Origin of the sequence: Dyadobacter luteus (assembly GCF_003383615.1) — a bacterium.
GTDB classification, from domain to species: Bacteria; Bacteroidota; Bacteroidia; order Cytophagales; family Spirosomataceae; genus Dyadobacter; species Dyadobacter luteus.
Genome location: NZ_QNUL01000004.1, coordinates 82,076 through 102,402 on the forward strand (window position 1 = coordinate 82,076; position 20,327 = coordinate 102,402).

The 20,327-nt window shown below is 42.8% G+C and carries 17 protein-coding genes and 1 tRNA gene; 9 read left to right on the plus strand and 9 right to left on the minus strand.

All coding sequences use genetic code 11. The features are described from left to right. The first annotated feature begins 98 nt into the window (after positions 1 to 98). Positions 99 to 1,160, plus strand: a complete 1,062-nt coding sequence (locus DSL64_RS07085; protein WP_115829979.1) for an AraC family transcriptional regulator — start codon at positions 99 to 101, stop codon at positions 1,158 to 1,160. 104 nt (positions 1,161 to 1,264) lie between these two features. Next, on the plus strand, positions 1,265 to 2,779 hold the full coding sequence (locus tag DSL64_RS07090) for a PQQ-dependent sugar dehydrogenase (RefSeq protein WP_115830242.1): 1,515 nt from the start codon (positions 1,265 to 1,267) through the stop codon (positions 2,777 to 2,779). Positions 2,780 to 2,966: 187 nt separating this feature from the next. Here DSL64_RS07090 and DSL64_RS07095 read toward each other — a convergent pair whose 3' ends face one another. From DSL64_RS07095 to DSL64_RS07115, 5 genes are all read right to left on the minus strand, one after another. After that, a complete protein-coding gene (locus tag DSL64_RS07095) occupies positions 2,967 to 4,604 on the minus strand; it encodes an ABC-F family ATP-binding cassette domain-containing protein (RefSeq protein ID WP_115829980.1) in 1,638 nt (545 codons plus the stop codon). 120 nt (positions 4,605 to 4,724) lie between these two features. Then, a complete protein-coding gene (locus DSL64_RS07100; RefSeq protein WP_115829981.1) occupies positions 4,725 to 5,351 on the minus strand; it encodes an outer membrane beta-barrel protein in 627 nt (208 codons plus the stop codon). A gap of 13 nt (positions 5,352 to 5,364) precedes the next feature. Further along, positions 5,365 to 7,686: a TonB-dependent receptor gene (locus tag DSL64_RS07105; protein WP_115829982.1), complete on the minus strand. Its 2,322-nt coding sequence runs from the start codon at positions 7,684 to 7,686 to the stop codon at positions 5,365 to 5,367. Then, a complete protein-coding gene (locus DSL64_RS07110) occupies positions 7,683 to 8,627 on the minus strand; it encodes a DUF4249 domain-containing protein (RefSeq protein WP_115829983.1) in 945 nt (314 codons plus the stop codon). Before DSL64_RS07110 ends, DSL64_RS07105 begins: the two co-directional genes overlap by 4 nt. Positions 8,628 to 9,250: 623 nt before the next feature. Continuing rightward, a tRNA-Asp gene (locus tag DSL64_RS07115) sits at positions 9,251 to 9,327 on the minus strand. A 159-nt stretch (positions 9,328 to 9,486) separates the two neighbouring features. On the opposite strand from DSL64_RS07115, the gene DSL64_RS07120 reads away from it, so the two are divergent. From DSL64_RS07120 to radC, 4 genes are all read left to right on the plus strand, one after another. After that, a complete protein-coding gene (locus tag DSL64_RS07120; RefSeq protein WP_115829984.1) occupies positions 9,487 to 10,587 on the plus strand; it encodes a Nif3-like dinuclear metal center hexameric protein in 1,101 nt (366 codons plus the stop codon). A 97-nt stretch (positions 10,588 to 10,684) separates the two neighbouring features. Then, a complete protein-coding gene (locus tag DSL64_RS07125; RefSeq protein WP_115829985.1) occupies positions 10,685 to 11,431 on the plus strand; it encodes a zinc ribbon domain-containing protein in 747 nt (248 codons plus the stop codon). A gap of 87 nt (positions 11,432 to 11,518) precedes the next feature. Beyond that, the gene (locus DSL64_RS07130; RefSeq protein WP_115829986.1) at positions 11,519 to 13,039 is read left to right on the plus strand and encodes a tetratricopeptide repeat protein; all 1,521 of its coding nucleotides are present in this window, start codon (positions 11,519 to 11,521) and stop codon (positions 13,037 to 13,039) included. Between the two features lie 58 nt (positions 13,040 to 13,097). Further along, positions 13,098 to 13,802 (plus strand): RadC family protein, encoded by a 705-nt coding sequence (gene radC, locus DSL64_RS07135; protein ID WP_115829987.1) that lies wholly within the window; start codon positions 13,098 to 13,100, stop codon positions 13,800 to 13,802. Between the two features lie 2 nt (positions 13,803 to 13,804). On the opposite strand, the gene DSL64_RS07140 is transcribed toward radC, so the two are convergent. From DSL64_RS07140 to DSL64_RS07155, 4 genes are all read right to left on the minus strand, one after another. Then, the gene (locus DSL64_RS07140; RefSeq protein WP_115829988.1) at positions 13,805 to 14,620 is read right to left on the minus strand and encodes a PdaC/RsiV family protein; all 816 of its coding nucleotides are present in this window, start codon (positions 14,618 to 14,620) and stop codon (positions 13,805 to 13,807) included. Between the two features lie 26 nt (positions 14,621 to 14,646). Continuing rightward, entirely contained in the window at positions 14,647 to 15,381 is a 735-nt protein-coding gene (locus DSL64_RS07145; protein WP_115829989.1) for a LytR/AlgR family response regulator transcription factor, read from the minus strand. Positions 15,382 to 15,433: 52 nt separating this feature from the next. Beyond that, positions 15,434 to 16,495, minus strand: coding sequence for a sensor histidine kinase (locus DSL64_RS07150; RefSeq protein ID WP_115829990.1), 1,062 nt, complete (start codon positions 16,493 to 16,495; stop codon positions 15,434 to 15,436). A 108-nt stretch (positions 16,496 to 16,603) separates the two neighbouring features. Then, positions 16,604 to 17,248, minus strand: coding sequence for a histidine phosphatase family protein (locus DSL64_RS07155; protein ID WP_115829991.1), 645 nt, complete (start codon positions 17,246 to 17,248; stop codon positions 16,604 to 16,606). Positions 17,249 to 17,333: 85 nt separating this feature from the next. Between DSL64_RS07155 and DSL64_RS07160 the strand changes: the two genes are divergently transcribed. The 3 genes from DSL64_RS07160 to DSL64_RS07170 all read left to right on the plus strand — a co-directional run bounded on the left by DSL64_RS07160 (position 17,334) and on the right by DSL64_RS07170 (position 20,306). Next, positions 17,334 to 17,759: a hotdog fold thioesterase gene (locus DSL64_RS07160; protein WP_115829992.1), complete on the plus strand. Its 426-nt coding sequence runs from the start codon at positions 17,334 to 17,336 to the stop codon at positions 17,757 to 17,759. Between the two features lie 56 nt (positions 17,760 to 17,815). Further along, positions 17,816 to 19,054 carry a chorismate-binding protein gene (locus tag DSL64_RS07165; RefSeq protein ID WP_115829993.1) on the plus strand — a complete coding sequence of 413 codons (1,239 nt, stop codon included), beginning with the start codon at positions 17,816 to 17,818 and terminating at the stop codon, positions 19,052 to 19,054. Between the two features lie 148 nt (positions 19,055 to 19,202). Beyond that, positions 19,203 to 20,306, plus strand: a complete 1,104-nt coding sequence (locus DSL64_RS07170; RefSeq protein WP_115829994.1) for an efflux RND transporter periplasmic adaptor subunit — start codon at positions 19,203 to 19,205, stop codon at positions 20,304 to 20,306. The last annotated feature ends 21 nt before the right edge of the window (positions 20,307 to 20,327 follow it).

Consider the following 20,327-nt stretch of genomic DNA (forward strand, 5'->3'; position numbering starts at 1 on the left):
CCACGAGAAGGCATATATGGAATGACGGTACCCTAGTCTTGTGAGGCATACCGTTAATGGTTACAAGTCTGTATATTTGGTCTGATAAAGAAAATTGTATGAGTTTTAGCCATAAAATATTATTCTTCTTTAGTTTGTTAGGGGCTTTCAATGGCCTAATCCTTGGTGTTTATTTCATTTTTCTTACTCCTAAAAAGTACTTGTCCAATTACCTGTTGGGGGCTTTGTTGGTGATGCTAAGTATCAGAATCGGTAAATCGGTAGCGTACAATTTTGATTATAATTTACCCAAAATATACCTGCAAGTAGGCTTAACTGCTTGTTTGCTGATTGGCCCTTTGCTGTATTTCTTCGTTAGCTCTGAAGTAAGACAGGTCCGAAGAATGCCGGAAATCTGGATTGGACAAATCATTTTTTGGTTTTTCCTTATCATTTTTGGGGGTACAATTTATCCGTATGATAGCTTTCCTCAACTCTGGCGACAATACATAATACCTCTTATTTATCTGCAATGGGGCATGTACATTGCATTGTCGGGATTGTTATTAATACCAATACTTCAAAAGTTAGTTCGTAAGGAAAATGTGAAACCTTATGAAAAATGGGTTCTGACAATTTGCGGAGGCGTAATGCTACTGTTCATTTTGTATGTCTGGTCTATTTTAAACATCACCAAAGGAAGTTACATTTCAGCGGCCTTGTATTTTTCGCTTATTATCTACCTCATCGCCTTTACACTGCTCTATCGCAGGAAAACGGATGATTTATCGTCGCTGTCTTCTTCGAAATATGTGGATAGAAAGCTCAGTTTAGAAGATGCCCAAATGATAATAGCACGTTTGGAAAGGATTATGACAGATACTGAAATATACAGAAATCCTAACCTGAAGCTAAATGAACTGGCGAAAGAGATTAACATTTCAGGGCATCAGTTATCGCAGATACTGAACGATAATATCGGAAAGCATTTTACACATTTTGTCAATGAATACCGCATAAATGAGGCTTGCAAAATATTGTCGGAGGAAACGAATCTAACCATAGATGCAATAGGTGAAGAGGTGGGATTTAATTCCAAGTCAACTTTCTTTGCTGCTTTTAAAAAAATTAAAGGGTTGACACCCAGTACCTACCGCAAGTCGATAACTCTCAATTTATAAATTCGTACTACGGAATTCTGCTCATAGCACTTTGATTGTTAAAGTATATATCACTTTTGGGAAACAAATTATTCATTTCTCAGATCTTGAAAAATACTTTTCCAATGAAGAAAATTGCCTTATTATTAAGCCTGCTTACCACTTCTTTTTTTGCGTTTCCGCAGGAAGCCCCCACCGAAAGAGCATTGATAGAAAATACTATTCAACAATACTTCGACGGCTGGGCGACCGGGGATACAGTTAAGTTAAGTAAGGCCATGCATGAATCCTGTCACTTAAAAAACTTCCGGGATGGGAAATTTATAGTTTTCTCAAAAGGACAGTATCTCAGCTTGTTCAAACCGAGGCAGAGACCGGCAAATCTGACTACACGAATAGTGGCTGTTGATGTTACAGACAACATGGGTAGTGCTAAGGTAGAAATCAGTACTGCAAAGGATCTCTTTACCGACTATTTCAATTTGATGAAAACCAACGAAGGTTGGGTTATCGCCGATAAAGTATCTACCCGAAAGGCGCACCAAATATTTGACGCGAATGTAATAAAAGTTGAAAAGGAAACTGTTATTGACGGGCTGAAGCGCCCCTGGAGCATAGCATTTTTGTCCGAAACTGAGGCGTTGATCTCTGAGAAGGAGGGTGACCTTGTTAAGGTAGATTTACAGAAAAAGGAAAAAATAACGATAAAGGGCTTCCCTACAGACATTGCAGATAGCGTTGCTTTTTATCATCCTGGCGATAACTCAGGCAAGTTTGAAGTAGTGCTTGACCCTGATTTTAAACAAAACAAATTCATCTATCTTTCATATGCGTCGCAGACTGCAAAAGGGAAAACCACTAAAATCATCAGAGGATTGCTGCTGAATGATTCTCTACAACAGATTAAGGTTCTTTTTGTGGCAGAGCCGCGCACCTTTGAACGCCACCACTATGGAGGTGGGATGGTATTTGGAAAGGACGGGAAACTCTATTTTACTATCGGAGAGAGGTTGTTTACTGAAAAAGATGAGCCGGCTCTGCCGATAGCTCAAAATGTTGAAGATAAGAGAGGTAAAATTTATCGCATAAATTCTGACGGGTCAATTCCGGAAGATAACCCATACTTTGGCGGGAAATCAACTCCCGGCCTTTATGCCTTAGGTATCAGAGCTGCTCAGGGACTTGCTCTGAACACGATAACCGGCAGGATATGGTTTACTGAACACGGGACTCATCAGGGGGATGAAATAAATGTGCTGCGCGCCGGAGCGAATTATGGTTGGCCTATGAAGACGACAGGCAAGTATCGCTTCGCCGGGTTTGCACCTGAACCGATCTCGCAAAATGTTTACACTGATCCTGTTTGGTCCTGGTTGCATACAGTTGCGCCCACTGGTTTACATTTTTATGAAGGGAATGAATTTGCGGCGTGGAATGGAAATTTGATCATTGGAGGGCTCTCCAGGGGTAGTTTGTGGCGAATCTCTGTAGACGGCGAAAGAATCAGAAGTGCTGAAGAATTGTTTGTTGACGATCGGTTGAGACTGCGTAAGGTAGCTCAAAGCCCCATGGGCAAACTTTACATTCTTTCCGATGAGATGAATGGAAAATTGATAAGGTTGAGAAATACCGCTCTGTAGAATGGGATTTCAATATTGAAAATCATAAGACTGGAGTCGATAGTAAGAGTTTGCCGGTTCCAGTATATCTTCAATGGCATATATATTAACAGAACTAACATCAAACACCCGAAAAGGTGACGTCGGTAAATAAATTATATAGCCTGACTTCCTGAAAAATAAAGGTTGTCAGGCTATATGTCAATATCTATTTCGCCAGCTGCAAATCTGCTATGCTCTTGATCCTGTTCCGTTCAAGGAAAGCATCAATGGTCTCAAAATGTTCGATTACGCGTTTGTCTTTGAACTCAAATACTTTTTGAGACAGACCTTGTAAAAAGTCACGATCGTGAGATACAAGCACCAGGGTACCATCGAAGTTCCTTAGTGCTTCTTTCAAAACATCTTTGGATTTCAAATCCAGGTGGTTTGTCGGCTCATCGAGGATTAACAGGTTTACAGGTTCCAGCAGTAACTTCACCATGGCAAGTCGCGTTTTCTCTCCACCAGACAACACACTTACTTTTTTGTCAATATCCTCACCCTGAAACATAAAAGCTCCCAGGATATTTTTGATCTGGGTTCTTACATCTCCTTCGGCAACCTCGTCCACCGTCTGGAAGATCGTCATATTCGGATCTAATAAAGACGCCTGGTTTTGTGCAAAATATCCGACTTTGACATTATGACCAAGCTGGCAGGTCCCTTCAACGTCCAGCTGCCCCATGATCGCCTTAATCATCGTCGATTTACCTTCCCCGTTTCGACCTACAAACGAGACTTTTTCTCCTCTGGAAATAGTCATGCTCGCATTTTTAAATACAACCTGGTCTCCGTAGGATTTGGATACATCCTTCACAGTAACAGGGTAGTCTCCTGATCTTGGGGAAGGTGGAAAGCGAAGTTTTAATGCTGAATTATCAATTTCATCAATTTCAATGATTTCCAGTTTTTCCAACATGCGTTCGCGGGAGGAAACCTGATTGGTTTTGGAGTAGGTTCCGCGGAAGCGTTCAATGAATTGCATATTGTCTGCAATCATTTTCTGCTGTTCCTGATAAGCCTTTATCTGATGAGATCTTCGTTCTTCACGTAATACCAGATAGTGCGAATAGTTGGCTTTATAGTCAAAAATACGCCCCATTGTCACCTCAATCGTGCGGTTGGTGATATTGTCGATGAAGGCACGATCGTGAGAAATCACCATTACTGCATTGGCCTTATTTACCAAAAAGTCTTCCAGCCAGATTACGGACTCAATATCAATATGGTTTGTAGGTTCATCCAGTAAGATAAGATCAGGCTTTTGCAACAGTATCTTCGCAAGCTCAATACGCATACGCCAACCTCCACTAAACTCCTTGGTTTGTCTGTGAAAGTCTTCCGGCCTGAATCCCAATCCTTTCAAGGCTTTTTCCACCTCGGCGTCATAATTCACATCCTCCAGCTGGTAATACTTCTCACCCAGCTCGGTTACCTGTTCGATGATCGCCATGTACTCATCGCTTTCATAATCGGTGCGTGTTTCGAGCGCGAGGTTCAGTTTGTCCATTTCGGCGCGCATTTCAAACACCTGCTTGAATGCTTTGGCCGCTTCTTCGAAAACGGTACAGTTATCTTCGGTAAGTAAATGTTGCGGTAAATAAGCGATTACAGCATCTTTGGGCGCTCGCACATGGCCCCGATTTGCTTTTTGCTCTCCGGCAATAATTTTCATCATTGTGGATTTTCCCGCTCCATTTTTACCCATCAGGGCAATTTTATCAGTAGGGTTAATAACGAAGGAAACTTCGCTAAAGAGGACAGAACCGCTGAATTCAACGGCCAAATTTTCAACTGTAATCATCTTCTCATTGTTTGAAGCCGCAAAGCTACGATTATACGATTGAAAGAAATGAAAAAAGTCAACTTTTGACATTTCCTGCTTTCTGACTGTTTAGCTGGGCCAGCTTCATGACTATAAAAACTATTTGATATAGATTGATAATCCCAACCGGAACCGGTTACCTCTGATCATATAATTTTTCTGCGAATCTACGCTTAACGGCAAATTGTATTGGGCCTGAATCCCGATGTTCTTTCCTGTCTTCAGGCTTAAACCCAGTGCTCCGAACATGACAAAATTATTGGTACTAAATCCTACTTTGTTGCCTGAAAATGTATCTGCTATGGAAAATTTTCCGATGTTGTAACCTGATGACAATTGAACAAACGGAGTAAACCTAAACGGAAGCACATAATATCTGGCATATACCTCCGGCGTGAGAGCATATTCCCGCAGCCCTCCGCGTTTCAGATTCATCCAACCACTTCCAATCTTTGAAAATCGATTGGCTACAGAGAACTGTAGTCCCACGGCCAGACGGTCGGCAACCAGATAGCCAGCCTGAGGTGTGAAAGACCAGCCGGCTATATGCCTGCTATTACTGGCAGAGACATTCAAAGAAAAAGTAAGATCTCCTTTTTTTAGGTTCTTATAAGTGGGATTATCTGATGACACCTCAATCCGTTCGGTGTTTTCATTATCCTGTGCAATCAGGTTATGAGTAAGTAACAAAAGGCTGGCAAGAGATAAGAGGCGTAATGGCTTCATGGCTGATATTTAATTAAAATTTAAGCGTGTAACCTATATAGGGTAGGATTGGGAAAAAAGAAACTTGCTTTACTGCGATTGTGGTAGGTACAAAATCCCTGTTGCGCTCCGCTTTAAGATCCAGGTATAGAGGATTATTTCTATTATAGGCGTTGTACAAGCCCAGTCGCAGCTCTGCATTGCGTTTGCGCGGAGTTAACAAAGATTTGCTTGCACCAATATCCAGCCGGTGAAATGCAGGCATTCGGGCGTTGTTTCTTTTATCATAGATAAACCTGGGACCGTCGCTGTTGTTGGTAATAAAAGCAGCTTCAGGTAAAGTAACAGCATGTCCGGTTTGGTAAATAAAACTGGCACTTAACTTCCATTTTTTACCAATATCAAGGTTTGCAGTTGCTGTAAATTGATGCCGTTTGTCATACTTCATCGGAAACCATTTCGCATCATTGATTTCGGAGAACTTTCTTTCCGATTTTGACAAAGTGTAGGACGTCCACCCATTGAAGCGACCAGTCTTTTTACTCAACATGAGCTCAATTCCTTTCACACGTCCTATGCCTTTTTTGATTACGATATCATCCCAGGAATCAGCAAGCAAACCGGTAAAATTGGTGCCGTCAGGATAGTCAATCAGGTTGGTCATCTTTTTAGTATAGGCTTCAACAGATAGCTCCAGACCTGCTTTGGGGATGTTCTTATAAAATCCTATTGATAATTGCGAGCTTCCGGAAGGGGTAACCTTGTCGGTTGAAGGAAGCCATGCATCATAACCGAAGCCAAAACCATTGTTGGTGAGCAGATGAACATACTGATTCATGATTGCGTATCCGCCTTTAACTGTCCAGCTGCCGGGCAGAGACCAATTCAGTCCCAGGCGAGGTTCGGGGTTATGAAATGTCTTATTATTGACATGATACAAGCTGTATCGGAGACCCGGGTTAAAATGTAATCCAGGGGTAAGGCTTATATTGACATCCGCGTAAAAGTCCAGTTGGGTGGCTGGAAGCTTTTCTTTGCCGATATTATTCTGTACCCCACTGTAGTTACTGTTTGTTACAAATGGGCTAAAGGTATGTCTGGTGAGGTCCGCACCAAACTTTAGATTTGCGCTATTGGAAAGGAAGTAGTCAAATTGAACTTTGCTACCTACATCTGTCACTCCGGCATTGGTATTTCTGTAAAGTCTGACCGGATCTGTATCAGGTTGATTATCATCAAAATTATTGGTCAGCTCGCTGGTGTATTTAGAATATAGCAGAATAAATCTTGCAAAAAGCTTTTGAGAAAACACTTTGCTATAACGTAGTGTTGCAGTTGTGTTTCCCCAGTTGTTTCCCACGGCCGTTTCAGTTTTCCGTCCATTAATAGCACTCCACTCACCGTTTGTAAATCTGTCAAAGCCATTGTAAAAGCTAAGGTAGATTTGATCCGTTTTGTTAAGCTGATAGTTGAATTTTGCGTTAAGATCATAAAAGCGATACTTTTTGGTTTCCCCGTATCCACTTGTCTTTCTGGGTTGCAACAGGGAGGAAAGCCCTAATGTGGAAACTCGTCCGGATACGATGAAGGAAGCCTTGTTTTTGATGATCGGGCCTTCCAATGTCAGACTTTGGTTGAGCAGGGCAATACCAACTTCCCCTCCGAATTTCTGGTTGTTGCCATCCTTCATTGTCAGGTCTATCACTGAGGCGAGCCTGCCGCCATATCGGGCTGGGAACGCTCCTTTGTATAGGTCAACTGATTTTAAAGAATTCGGGTTGAAAACCGAGAAAAAGCCGCCCAAATGCGTAACGTTATAAACGGGAACTTCATCGAGTAAAATTAAATTTTGATCGGGTGTTCCTCCACGGATATATAAGCCAGCGCTACCTTCCGTTCCTGTAGAAACTCCAGGAGTATAACTCAGTGCTTTTAATACGTCGACCTCACCCAGTAATGCCGGTATAGATTTTAGTTTATCCATCGTAATAGATAAACTTCCGATAGGCGCATCTATGTTTTTGTTTTCTTTCACTGTGACCTCCCTGAGAAGATTTTCCTGTGTTAATCTGATATCCAAAGGGAATTTCTGTTGGGCAAAATCACGGATGTATACAGGAGCATAGCCAATAAAGCTGACTATGATTGACGTGCTGTTAGCGGGAATTTCGAGGCTAAAAAATCCGTAAGTATTGGTTTGCACGCCCATTTGCGACAAACTGTCTCGGACTGTGGCGCCAACAAGAAGCTCCCCATTTGCCGCGTCGCGCACAGTACCGCTGACAATGAATTTCTGAGCAAAAGCAATACGTGTACCGTTAACCAGGAAAAGAGCAATTATTAAATATTTTATCATGGTATTTCTATCACCTTTTCGTGAGAAGCAAAAATTAACCCGTAGCCGTTTTTGATATTGGTCAAAGCTCTTTTTGGAGGAAGCACGAGGCGATCGACACCTTCGGGTTGGTCGTGCTCTATTTTGGCGTAATCAAAAGCCTCTTTGGTAACGACTTCAATACCCATGGTAATCCTGGACGCCCACTGTGGATTAATCTGTAAATTGCCTTGACCTGACTCGACATAGAATTTTATCGGCGTCTTGGAATCAGGAAGACATTTGCTTTTCATTAAAAACACCCGGGCAAAACGATCGAATGTACGTTTCAAAACCTCACTGTAATAGGTCGATATTTTCTCCCTTGACCAGGTATGGCAATCCTCTTCCTTGGCAGGGATATTATCCGTGGCTCCATATGGGCTGGCAGCCACAGTATCTTTGCCATAGTAAGAAATGAATGTAAGGGAGTAATGTCTTTCTGTATCAGGCTGTTGTTCTGTAAAATACAGACTTACTAAATCCTGAGGTGTCTGGTGATTGATCTCGCCCGGGACATTACGGATTCTGACAGCTTTAATATCCGGCAAAGCGAAGGGAACAACTACCGGTGCAGATTCAGCCGTCGGCAGTGCAGAAGCCGAAGCTTTAACAATATAAGTTGCTCCCGCCTGCACTATGTGATCAGATACGTAAATGCCACTTTCACTGATCAATGGAGAAAGCTCAATAGATTCTTTACCATCCACCACGAGCTCCACCTTTGCGTCCGAAACTGTGACGTCTTCCGGAACTGCTCCAACAGGATTGAAGGTTTTGGTTACCTGTATCCTTATTGGAGAGCCGCTCTTGAGTTTCCCCCAAAGAACCAGCTTGTCGCCCGCATAGGGGATGTCGAGATCAATACTGGTCTCTTTGCAGCCAGCCACAACCAGGAATAGGAAAAGATATACAAATTTCATGTGCAGGGTAAAATTAGATTGCGGGTATGATGTATTTATAGGTATTGCGGGTCAGCCTTCGGCTAGTAATAAACTTAAGGCTACATAGTTACGCGGGCTTTGACAGGATTTGTCAGCCTAGAGATCACTTTTTCTACTGCTTATTGGTTTCCCGATGTAAAGAGGCGTTGGAGTTCCTCTTTGGTTGTATCCATCGGATATTTATTTTCACTGAATACGGCTGTGTCGAACTAATGAATTGTTTATCAGCTGGATGGGATTATTTTTTTTGAAAAAGACTGGCAGATATTTATAAGCGCAGGGGGGCAGGAGTTTGCTTATGGAACCGGGATTCAAAACTTAATCATTACCTATAATTTGGCTTTATATCTTCCGATCAGCTACGCCGTACCTGAATTAATGGAACTATGATGTATAGTTGTAAAATTCCCGGAGGTTGTCAAAGATTCTTCTTTCAGATACTTTCCAATGAGTTTTTAAGCTTGCGAAAGCTTCAAGGAATTGTTTGTGGTGGAAAGTGATCCGTTTTGAGGCTGGTCGCCATAGCTGTGGTAAACAGATTGGTGTATATGCTAAAAGAAAAAGCCTTTAAATCTTTCGATTTAAAGGCTTTTGTTACTTTCTGGCGGTCTGGACGGGACTCGAACCCGCGACCCCATGCGTGACAGGCATGTATTCTAACCAACTGAACTACCAAACCAGATTTCGTTGCCGATCGTTATCGTTTAACGTGGTGCAAAAGTAGTGCTTTTATGATTCAATGCAATACCTTTGGGCTTAAAATTGTTATTTATTTGTAAATAAATTTCGCCTGGAATCGAATGGTTCTGATTATTAACAAGTTGTATTTTGAAAAAAAATGTTGAAAATAAAAGATATTATTGCTGAGCTGGAAAAGTGGGCTCCCGGTGCTTACCAGGAAGATTATGATAATGCAGGTTTGATCGTAGGAGAACCCAACGGCGAGGCTACAGGCGCATTACTCACACTGGATGTAACCGAGGAAGTAGTGGAAGAGGCGGTGCGTAAGGGGTGCAACCTGATCATCGCGCACCATCCTATTGTGTTTAAGGGGCTCAAAAGGTTTAACGGAAACAATTATGTGGAGCGCACGGTGATCAAAGCAATCCGTGCGCAGGTGGCCATCTATGCAATTCATACCAATTTGGATCATGTGGCAAGCGGAGTGAACGCGATGATCGCAGAAAAGCTGGGCTTGCAGAATCTCCGTATTCTGGCTCCGAAGAGGAACATTCTCAAAAAACTCACTTTCTTTTGTCCGGTGGAAAATTCTCAGACCGTGCTGGATACCCTGTTTGCTGCAGGTGCGGGTCGGATCGGTAATTATGTCGATTGCAGTTTTAAGACGGAAGGTACAGGCTCCTTCAAGCCTGCCGATGGGGCTAACCCTGTTATCGGAACAGTAGGAGAACAGGAGCAAGTGACAGAGCACCGCAGTGAGGTAATGTTTCCCGCTTTTTTAGAAGCAAACATCCTGCGTGCGCTGAGAGAATCGCACCCTTATGAGGAGGTAGCCTATTACCTGCAGGTTCTGGAAAATGAAAACCAGGAAGTAGGTGCCGGTGCAGTGGGGGAGTTGTCCGAACCGCTGTCGTCGGAAGAATTTCTGGCAATGTTAAAGCAAAATATGAGTCTTAACGTGGTGAAATATACTGCGCCAGCCGGCGAAACAATCAGAAGGGTGGCAGTATGTGGGGGAGCCGGAAGCTTTCTCTTAGGAGCTGCCAAGAGAGCAAAAGCAGATGTTTTCGTAACCGCAGATTATAAGTATCACGAGTTTTTTGATGCTGAGAATAATATTATGATCTGTGACATAGGGCATTACGAAAGTGAAGTGTTTACTAAAGATTTACTGTATAACTATTTATCAGGAATTTTTAGTAATTTTGCACTCTGTTTGTCGGATGTCAATACCAATCCAGTCAGGTATTTTGTTTAGAAATTAATTCTGCAAGGTATTTGTTAGGGTTATATTACATGATGATAAACCATCTTTCACCAAATTACGCATTGAAACAAGTCCATTAAAGACATACATGGAAAATACAATCGCACAAAAATTAGACGCTCTCCTGAAATTGCAGGAAATTGATTCAAGCCTTGACGACATTAGAAAAACGCGCGGCGATCTTCCTGAAGAAGTGAGAGATCTTGAAGATGATATCGCAGGCTTTGAAACTCGTCTGGGAAAATTCAAAAGCGAGATCAGCAACTTAAACTCTGAAATTGATAGTTTCAAAAGTGCTCAAAAGGAAGGTGAAAAGCTGATTAAGAAGTATAAGGATCAGCAAATGAATGTTCGTAACAACCGCGAGTACGACGCCATTACCAAAGAAATTGAATTACAGGAGTTGGATGGCCAGCTTGCTGATAAGAAAATCAACGAAGCAAAGGCTCGCATCAGATTGATAGAAGATGATGCCAACCGCGCTGAAAATGGTTTGAATGAAAGAAACGAAGATCTTAAAGCTAAGAAGGACGAACTTTCGGTAATTACCTCAGAAAGCGAAAATGAGGAAAAAGAATTGATCGCTGAGCGTGAAAAACACGTGAAGAAAATTGAAGAGCGTTTGTTGAAATCTTATCAGAAGATTCGTGACAACTCTATCAACGGTCTTGCAGTAGTGCATGTATCAAGAGGAGCTTGCGGCGGATGTTTCAGTATAGTACCTCCACAACGTCAGGCTGACATCCGTGAGCGTAAAAAACTGATCGTTTGTGAGCACTGCGGTCGTATCTTCGCGGATGTTGAGAGCGGGGCACCTGTTCACCAGCGCAGATAATAACGCAAAGGAATTGATTAAAAGGTTGTCTTTACGGACAACCTTTTTTCGTTTTACAGCAATAGATTTCCAAATAAGATATAATCCATGAGTTATAGTGGCCGGACAGGAAAATGCGGTTTAAGCATTTCGTTTTTCTTTTTGTTTCTGTTAGCAGGGGGCTCTGCCGTTGCCCAGGAATATGCTGTCAGGTTCACTCCCAAATTACAGAAGGCTTATTTTGAGATACAAAAATTAAGGATTACGACTGCAAAATCACTCATTAACGAAGAGAGGGGGGCTAACAGTATAAATGCTTTTGTGCCTTATCTTGACAATTATGCTGATCTGCATACCCTGATGATTACGGAAGATCGGGATGCTTACAAAAAACTGAGTGCCAAAGAAGATGAAAGGCTGGCCGCAATAGGGAAACTACCTGACGATTCTCCGTATAAACGTTTTTTACAGGCAGAAATACGGCTCCACTGGGCATTTGCGAAAATCAAGTTTGGGAATGAGGTGAGTGGAGCGTGGGAGGTAATTAAAGCTTACAAACTGCTGGATGAAAATAAAAAGAAGTTCCCTGCCTTTTTACCGACTCTTAAGTCTTTGGGATTCCTGCATGTATTGATTGGTTCGGTTCCGGAAAACTACACCTGGGTAACGCGCATTCTGGGACTCAGAGGTAATATTGAATTGGGACTCGAAGAGCTCCGGACAGTTGCTGATCAGGAACCTTTGTTCAGGCAGGAGGCGGAATTGATGAGCCTGCTATTGCATGCATATACCTTGCAGCTGGATGGCCGGCAGCTTGGCAAGATAAAGCAACTGGCCGAATCGAATCCTGATAATCTACTGCTTCATTTTTTTGCTGCCACTACACTGATGAAGGAAGCAAAAGGTAAGGAGGCGGAACATATGCTGCAAGACGCTCCGACCGGGCCGGCATACATTGCATTTCCTTTTCTGGATTACCTGAGGGGTGAGATTGCACTGCAGTCTGGTCAGTATGAAAAGGCGTTTAATTACTACTCGCGGTTTCGGTCAGGATACAGGGGTTTTAACTACATCAAGGATAGTAATCTTAAGATGTTTATGTGTCGATGGCTGGCCGGGCGGGATACAGAAGCGAAGGCTTTTATTGAGAAAATTAAATCAGAAGGCAGTGCGATAATAGAGGCTGACAGACTGGCTGTACGCGTAGCGGATGACTATACTTCCGGCAAAATGATGGCTGTTCAGAAAGTGTTGTATAAATCAAGATATGCCACTGACGGCGGTTTTTTGAATACAGCTACGGAGTTTTTGGAGGAGGTGAATGAGGCGAATTTTACGACATTGAACGATAAGGCAGAATTTAACTATAGAAAGGGCAGGATTTTACAGAAAGCAGATAGAGAAAATGCGGCTATACCTTTTTTCATCCGTTGTGTTAATCTGACCAAGGGAATCTCGGTTGGCTTTGGCGCCAGTTCTGCTTTGCAGCTGGGATATATCTACAAAGAAAATGGGCAAAGGATAAAAGCGATTGAGTATTTTAAGCTGGCAATGAGTTATAAAAAATACGAGTACAAGAACAGTATCGATAGCAAGGCCCGTGCAGCACTGACATCTTTGGGTGTTTAATTCAATGACCTTTCACCTTAAATTACGTCGTAGCAAATAGTTTACCAGTACAACTGCTATGGAAGAAAACGACTATTTTAATCACCATAAAATACTGAGCTGGGCGGAAGAAGACCGGCCGCGCGAGAAATTATTGCTTAAAGGGAAGGCAGCACTCAGCGATGCAGAGCTGATCGCTATTCTGATTGGCTCCGGAACTGTATCGCTATCTGCCGTAGATGTAGCCAAAGGAATTATGAACTCAGTAGGGAATAATATCAATGATCTTGCCCGGCAAACTGTGAAAGATCTGATGAAAAATAAAGGGATAGGTGAAGCAAAAGCTATTACAATTGTTGCCGCGTTGGAGCTGGGGAGGAGAAGAAAGGATGCTGGTGCTGAACGCAAGAGAAAGATCAAAGGCCCGGAAGATATTTATGACGAAATGAAGCCGTATCTGATGGATCTAAGGCACGAGGAATTCTGGATACTGCTGCTTAATCAGGCTAATATTGTGATGAAAGCGATGAGAATTTCCAGTGGTGGCGTTTCAGGTACAATTGCAGACGCCAGAATGATATTCAAAGAGGCAATAGAAAACCTGGCAAGTTCGGTTATTCTTGTTCATAATCACCCCTCGGGTCAGTTAGTTGCAAGTCAGGCAGACAAGCAACTAACTGAGCAAATTGTTGCTTCAGGTAAAATGTTGGGTATTCCGATTCTGGATCACGTCATCTTTTCGGATAACGGATACTTCAGCTTTATGGATGCAGGGCTGATCTGATATCAGAAAATGAGGTCTTTCTTTACAATTCCTTCCAGTTCGTTGTACGGAATTGTGAATTCTATTGGTCCTCGCGCGTAGGCTGCAATTTCATAAGGGTTGTAATAAAACAGAACCCCTTCCTTTGTGAAAACATAGTTGGCAGGTATAAAGAATTTATGATCCGAAAGAAAATAACCCTGCTCTTCCAGATTCACGGAGTCATCCAGTTTTTCTATTTTACGAAACGCTGCTTCTACTTTTTTCAGCAAGGCAGTCGAGTCAGTGATGAACAGCTTACTTGCCTTTTCTGTGCCGGTAGCAGCATCAAAAACATGTAAGGATCTGAACGTATTCGGATGAGCACCTCCTGTGTTGGCGAAGTGATCCAGTTTGTATATCAACAGCTTTCCTGTCGACATGATTGTATCCCCTTTGAGCTGAACAAACCAGCAGCCCGGTGCTTCGGGAAATTGTTTTTTGAAATCGGTGTAATTTTTTTCAAAAACTCCGAAGGCCTCGCTTACACTATTTTTTGCCTCCGGATTCTTAGCAATACTTGCGCTGTCGGAATAGGAATTGATGCGCTCCACTAACTTCTTTTTCAGTTGTGTGCGAATACTCCTGGCTGCTTCAATCGTGGTGTCCGCAGGTAGCCAAACATCAATATCGGCATAAATTCCCGAGCCGGATACGGTATCACATTTGCCGAAGTGCTGTTTTAAAAATTCGCCATATCCTACGCCTTGCTGCGCTTGCTGATCTTCATGTTTGGTGGAAGAATTACAGGCAATAAGGCCGATAAAAAGGGCGGGCAACAGATATTTGGTCAAATGCATTGGGAATTGAAGTATGGGGTGATGTATTATAAACTCATAAGTTCCTTAAATCGTATCGCCTGGCGTCTGGAAATCTCAATTTTATCTCCACCCTGAAGAGTTACCAGCAGACCGCCGCTGAACCAGGGTTCAATCTTCTCGATCCATTGCAGATTGATGATATGTTTTCTGTTGGCGCGGAAGTAGGTATTCGGGTCAAGGCGCTCTTCAAGGTTGTTGAGTGACTTTAACACCAACGGTTTCTGGTCATCAAAATGAAGACGGACGTAGTTACCCATAGATTCAAAAAGCCTGATTTTACCCAGTTTCACAAACCAGCATTTTTCTCCGTCTTTTACAAAAACCTGATCTGTTTCACCCAGAATCTTCTCTGCTCTTTCGTTAGATGGGAGTGTGGCTTCGGGTTGCGACTGGTTTTCTTCAATGCGGTGAATGGTCTCCTTAAGCCTTTCATTGTCTATCGGTTTAAGCAGATAATCCAATGCATTAAATTCAAAAGCTTTGATCGCATATTCATCATAAGCAGTGGTGAATATGACTTCCGGACTTTTGCCTTCAATGGAAGTAAGTAGCTCAAATCCGTTTTTTCCAGGCATTTGTATATCCAGAAAGAGTAATTCCGGCTGAAGATCTTCAATCATTACAAGTGCTTCTTCAGCATTGGCGGCTTCTCCCACGATCTCAATCCTGGTGTAGGGTTCCAGTAATCTTTTTAATTCATTACGAGCTAAGCGTTCATCATCAACAATCAGGGTTCTCATGGCTGGTTTTTGTGGTTATTGAAATTTATAATGTGAATATAAAACAGTGTTGTCAAAGTCCAGTCATCATGTTGTTTTCAGATAAGGTCGGAATCCTGATTTCTGAGCAAACAACTTTATCAGCTTCCTGAAAGATATGGAAAGATGCTGCTTTTCCATATAGGATAGACAATCTTTCCGCCGTATTTTTTAAGCCGACACCTCCTGATTCTGACTTGGAATCGGTGGATGTAAGGTTACCGGAATTTTTGATTGTGATAAACAGGTGGTCTTCTTCTATATCTGCTTTCAATTCCACAAAACCACCACCCATTTCTTTGGAAACGCCATGTTTGATCCCATTTTCTACCAGTGTCTGCAACATCATGGGCGGCACCTGCCAGTAAATGCTCTGGGGATTGGCGCTTATCGTATATTTCAGACGCTCTTCATAGCGTACTTTTTCAAGTTCAAGATAATCCTCCACAGTTCTTAGTTCTTCCTGCAGATCTACAGTTTTGCGCCTGTCGGCCAGGAGGGAATTTCTAAGGATGTTGGAAAGCTGCGTGATACTTACCTGTGCTTTGGCAGGATTCTCGTACACAAGGGCTCTGATACTGTTAAGTGCATTAAACGTGAAATGCGGGTTGAGTTGAGACCTAAGCACTTTCGCTTCTGCTTCACGCATCGACATCCGCAGCATGATCTTCTCATAGCCTGCAAGGCGGTTCTGCTCAACATACTGATAAACAGTGTAAGATAAGATCCAGGCAAAAAGGTTCTTACACCAGGTAGCATAATAGCCCCAGAAAAGGAACGGCTGGTTCATCAGGTTGTCTTCCAGATAATGCCGGTCCAGCGGCTGATTCATCAATGCCATTACAAGACCGAGTAAAAGCACAGAAATAATCACTCTGATTGCAAGGCGATTCAGGGGCAGCGAAGACCAGTTCCATCTTTTCAGAACCAGTCGGTAGGCATGGGTCAGAAATATACCCAGCACTATATTGGCAATGGCAGAATACAATACGCCTGATTCAAAACCGTATTCCAGTGTGTAAGGGACAAATTCAAGCAGAATCAGTACCATCCAGCCTACGATTTGCAAGGTCCAGTAAATACGTCGTTTGGACATGGTGATATTGGCCGCAGATTGTACAGCGGTGAAGTCACAAAAGTAGGAAAGCGGTTGTTGGATGGCGTTGGAAATACACCAATGGAACCGCCCCTACATAAGCGGCTTTTAAACGGTTTGTGGTATTTCCAACGAAAGAAGGTGTGTGATGTCGTTGGCCAGTTCTATTTCAAACAGGCCTGTATCGTAAGAATAGTTGATTTTATACAGACAAAGGTTACTGTGTCCATAATCATCCATCTTAAAAAGAGGTTGTTTAAAAAGGGTGGTAAGCAGTACACGCATGGCTCTTCCGTGCATGGCTACCAATATATTTCTCTCGTGCGGCCGGGAAAGAATCGTTTCGATCACCGGGAGCTGGCGATCTCTTACCTGCACCGGACTTTCGCCTTCCTCGGAGGCAAGCTCGACGTTTCCGTTGCTCCATGCCTGTGTCAGCTCGCGGTAGTAATTGTTGTCACCGGTGTTGGGTTCACGCCCTTCTCTGATGCCCCAGGATATTTCATTAAGGCCTGCGTAGCTTTCGTGCGCAATACCCTGATTGATGAACCCGCGAACCGTTTGATGTGTTCGGATTAAATCAGAGGTGTATACTTTATCAAAAGGGACATGTTGGTAAGCATTAAAAAAAGCAGTAGCCTGTGCTTCGCCCCATTCATTCAGAGGGGCATTGACACCGCTTCCCTGAACGACGCCCTGGCGATTCAGATCTGTTTCGCCATGACGGATAAGATAGATAGACTTTCTTTTCAAAATAATTGTATTATTTATATATTAATTTTGTAAATACCTTGTTTTGAATTAATATAGCAGATACAAATTTATACATTTTTTAGATATGTTCACAAATTCGGTAACACTTGATGATTTGCACGCCATGAGCGTACCTACGTTGGCAAATCACCTGGGTATAGAGTTTACAGAAATCGGTACGGATTATATTGTTGCCCGTATGCCGGTGGATCAGCGTACACACCAGCCTTTCGGAATATTACACGGTGGAGCGTCGGTGGTGTTGGCAGAAACGCTGGGTAGTATTGCTTCATACCTCTGCCTGAAGGATCCGGCGAAGCAACATGCTGTAGGTCTTGAGATTAACGCCAATCATGTACGTTCGGTAAAAAGCGGTTTTGTATATGGAAAGGTGACGCCAATCCATGTAGGCAGATCTACACAGGTATGGGAAATTAAAATCGCGAATGAAGAAAATAAACTTGTTTGTATCAGCAGACTAACCGTTGCTATTGTAGATGCAAACCGATAGCGTTAATTTGCAGTTTATTAGTATAAATAAAGTTACAAAGGTTACAACAAACTAAGATGATTTCGAGTCAGACGGGGTATGAAGTCTGTGTTTTGGAGGATTTAAGTGCTGATGATTTGTGGATCGCTGCGCAAAAGCTTGGCTTTCCTTCGGCAATCTGGAAACTTCCGCATACAAGTGAGGTGAAATTACTGATATCAGTTCAAGGTAATGAATTGTCTCTGAGTCCTGATTTGGAGAAAATGCCTTCCGGTTTTATGCTCAGTCCCTTTGGGTTTGAGGAAAACGATCCGGTGTTTTTTATGGAAGGGGATATTATTGTTTCCTACGATGAAAAGGGGGCGGCTCATTCTGCCAATAGGTTAGGGGATGAGCATCCGGAAGTAAAAAGGTTAGTGCAGACAGCAACCGAGCTTAAAACCGAAGCAGATTTGCCTTATCAGCCCCTTGCCGGAAAGCTCTGCCCATATGACGATGCCAAACAGCGATTTAAAAGGACTGTAGAACTGGCAGTCGCTGCTATCAATAATAAAGAATTTAAAAAGGTGGTTTTGTCCCGTACGCGTGAGATGGAAATCAACAAGGGTTTTGAGCCGATAAAGGCCTTTTTTAGATTGACTAAGGTATATCAGCACGCATTTGTATCGCTGGTAAATTTGCCGCAGCGGAACGAAATGTGGCTGGGTGCTACGCCGGAAACATTGGTTGCTCAGCAGCCCGACGGGATTTTTAGAACCATGTCACTGGCTGGCACACAAAAGGCTTTCAACGAACATGGTGAAATCATACCGAAATATGACATCCGTTGGGGGCAAAAAGAAATTGAAGAACAGGCGCTTGTAAGCCGTTATATAGTAGAGTGTTTTAAAAAAATACGTTTGAGGGAATATACAGAGACCGGACCAAAAACGGTACTTGCAGGCAATGTATACCATCTCAGAACGGAATTCGATGTTGATACGGTGGCTGTTCATTTTCCTGAGCTGGCTACAACAATGCTCAAATTGCTCCATCCGACGTCCGCAGTATGCGGTGTTCCCAAAAAAGAAAGCAGGCAGTTTATTGATGCTGTGGAAGGTTACGACAGATCATTTTACAGCGGATTTCTGGGACCGGTACAGGTTGAAGGGCAATCTTGTATTTTTGTGAATCTGAGAACCATGCGATTGAAAGATGGCATCGCGACATTCTATGCCGGTGGTGGAATTACAGAAGATTCTGACCCTGATATGGAGTGGGAGGAGACAGAGCTCAAATGCAATACTTTGCTAAGAGTGATCGGAGCAAACGAGTAAATTTTTTTTGCGGAACACTTAACTAATATTAGCATATGGATTATTCGGTATGATTAATTCCATAATTTTATACGTTCTTTCATAGAAAGACTGTTACTCTCTGAACCATACCTCTTTTAACATTAAGCCTCGGAAACGAATCACGTTTATGAATTCTAAGTATGCCCGGTCTGCCAGTGCAGGTATTCTGAATTTTAATCCACTTATTTCATCTATTTTTTTATCGGGTATGCTACTCTTTTCGGTTTCCTGTAAAGAGAAAAAAGATACGTTTCAGCAGAAAGGGGCTGGGGCGCCTACCACCGTTGACGTGATTATTGCAAAGCAGGAGCGGATTGGTAATCAGGTGGAAGTGAATGGTACTGTTGTAGCAAATGAATTTGCCGAGTTGCGGCCAGAGGTAAGCGGTTTGCTTACTTTTTTAAGTGTGCCGGAAGGTTCTGTTATCCAGAAAGGAACAGTAGTGGCTCGTGTGAACAGTGCAGATCTGGAAGCCCAGCTTACCAAATTGAAAGTGCAGCTTGACCTTGCTGAAACGACAGAAAAAAGATTAAAACAGCTGATTGATATCAACGGTGTAAATCAGGCCGATTATGATATATCCGTCAATACAGTGAATGGATTGAAAGCGGATATGCAGTATACCCAGGCGCTGATTGAGAAAACAGTAGTGCGTGCTCCTTTTACAGGAACGATTGGTCTTCGTAAAGTGAGTGCAGGCTCCTATGTAACACCGTCGAGCGTGATTGCTTCCATGCAGCAGTTAACCCAGCTCAGGGTTGACTTTACAGTACCTGAGGTGTATCAGAATTATGTGCCGAAAGGAAGTGCTGTTCAGGTGTTGGTTGATCCAAGTTCCGGAACGAAGCAGTCCGCGCGGATTATTGCGTCGGAACCTCAGGTAAACCAAAGCACACGTAACCTGACGGTGAGAGCCGTACTGAGCTCCGGCTCGCTTACTCCGGGCTCTTTTGTAAAAGTTTATCTGAACGAAGGCGCAGAGAAAAGCAGCATCCTTATTCCTGCCAACAGCATCATACCTGAAGCAAAAAGCAAGAAGGTTGTAATAGTGAAGGATGGAAAGGCTTTGTTTGTGAATGTAGAAACGGGCGTACGTCAGGAGGAATATATTGAAGTTTTAAAAGGCTTGAATGTTGGTGATTCTGTTGTGGTTTCCGGAGTTCTGTTTACGCGTCCGGATGCTCCAGTGAAAGTGAGAAGTGTGAGAGACTTAAAAGTTGTAAGCAAGTAAGGCACCCGGCAAACCTATTCC

Excerpts from the sequence above, each read along its gene's own strand:
- DSL64_RS07160 (WP_115829992.1), top strand. The coding sequence starts at position 17,334 with ATGTTCACAAATTCGGTAACACTTGATGATTTGCACGCCATGAGCGTA.
- radC (WP_115829987.1), top strand. The coding sequence starts at position 13,098 with ATGGAAGAAAACGACTATTTTAATCACCATAAAATACTGAGCTGGGCG.
- DSL64_RS07150 (WP_115829990.1), bottom strand. The coding sequence starts at position 16,495 with ATGTCCAAACGACGTATTTACTGGACCTTGCAAATCGTAGGCTGGATG.
- DSL64_RS07090 (WP_115830242.1), top strand. The coding sequence starts at position 1,265 with ATGAAGAAAATTGCCTTATTATTAAGCCTGCTTACCACTTCTTTTTTT.
- DSL64_RS07165 (WP_115829993.1), top strand. The coding sequence starts at position 17,816 with ATGATTTCGAGTCAGACGGGGTATGAAGTCTGTGTTTTGGAGGATTTA.
- DSL64_RS07125 (WP_115829985.1), top strand. The coding sequence starts at position 10,685 with ATGGAAAATACAATCGCACAAAAATTAGACGCTCTCCTGAAATTGCAG.
- DSL64_RS07140 (WP_115829988.1), bottom strand. The coding sequence starts at position 14,620 with ATGCATTTGACCAAATATCTGTTGCCCGCCCTTTTTATCGGCCTTATT.
- DSL64_RS07120 (WP_115829984.1), top strand. The coding sequence starts at position 9,487 with ATGTTGAAAATAAAAGATATTATTGCTGAGCTGGAAAAGTGGGCTCCC.
- DSL64_RS07100 (WP_115829981.1), bottom strand. The coding sequence starts at position 5,351 with ATGAAGCCATTACGCCTCTTATCTCTTGCCAGCCTTTTGTTACTTACT.
- DSL64_RS07110 (WP_115829983.1), bottom strand. The coding sequence starts at position 8,627 with ATGAAATTTGTATATCTTTTCCTATTCCTGGTTGTGGCTGGCTGCAAA.
- DSL64_RS07130 (WP_115829986.1), top strand. The coding sequence starts at position 11,519 with ATGAGTTATAGTGGCCGGACAGGAAAATGCGGTTTAAGCATTTCGTTT.
- DSL64_RS07095 (WP_115829980.1), bottom strand. The coding sequence starts at position 4,604 with ATGATTACAGTTGAAAATTTGGCCGTTGAATTCAGCGGTTCTGTCCTC.
- DSL64_RS07170 (WP_115829994.1), top strand. The coding sequence starts at position 19,203 with ATGAATTCTAAGTATGCCCGGTCTGCCAGTGCAGGTATTCTGAATTTT.
- DSL64_RS07145 (WP_115829989.1), bottom strand. The coding sequence starts at position 15,381 with ATGAGAACCCTGATTGTTGATGATGAACGCTTAGCTCGTAATGAATTA.
- DSL64_RS07105 (WP_115829982.1), bottom strand. The coding sequence starts at position 7,686 with ATGATAAAATATTTAATAATTGCTCTTTTCCTGGTTAACGGTACACGT.
- DSL64_RS07085 (WP_115829979.1), top strand. The coding sequence starts at position 99 with ATGAGTTTTAGCCATAAAATATTATTCTTCTTTAGTTTGTTAGGGGCT.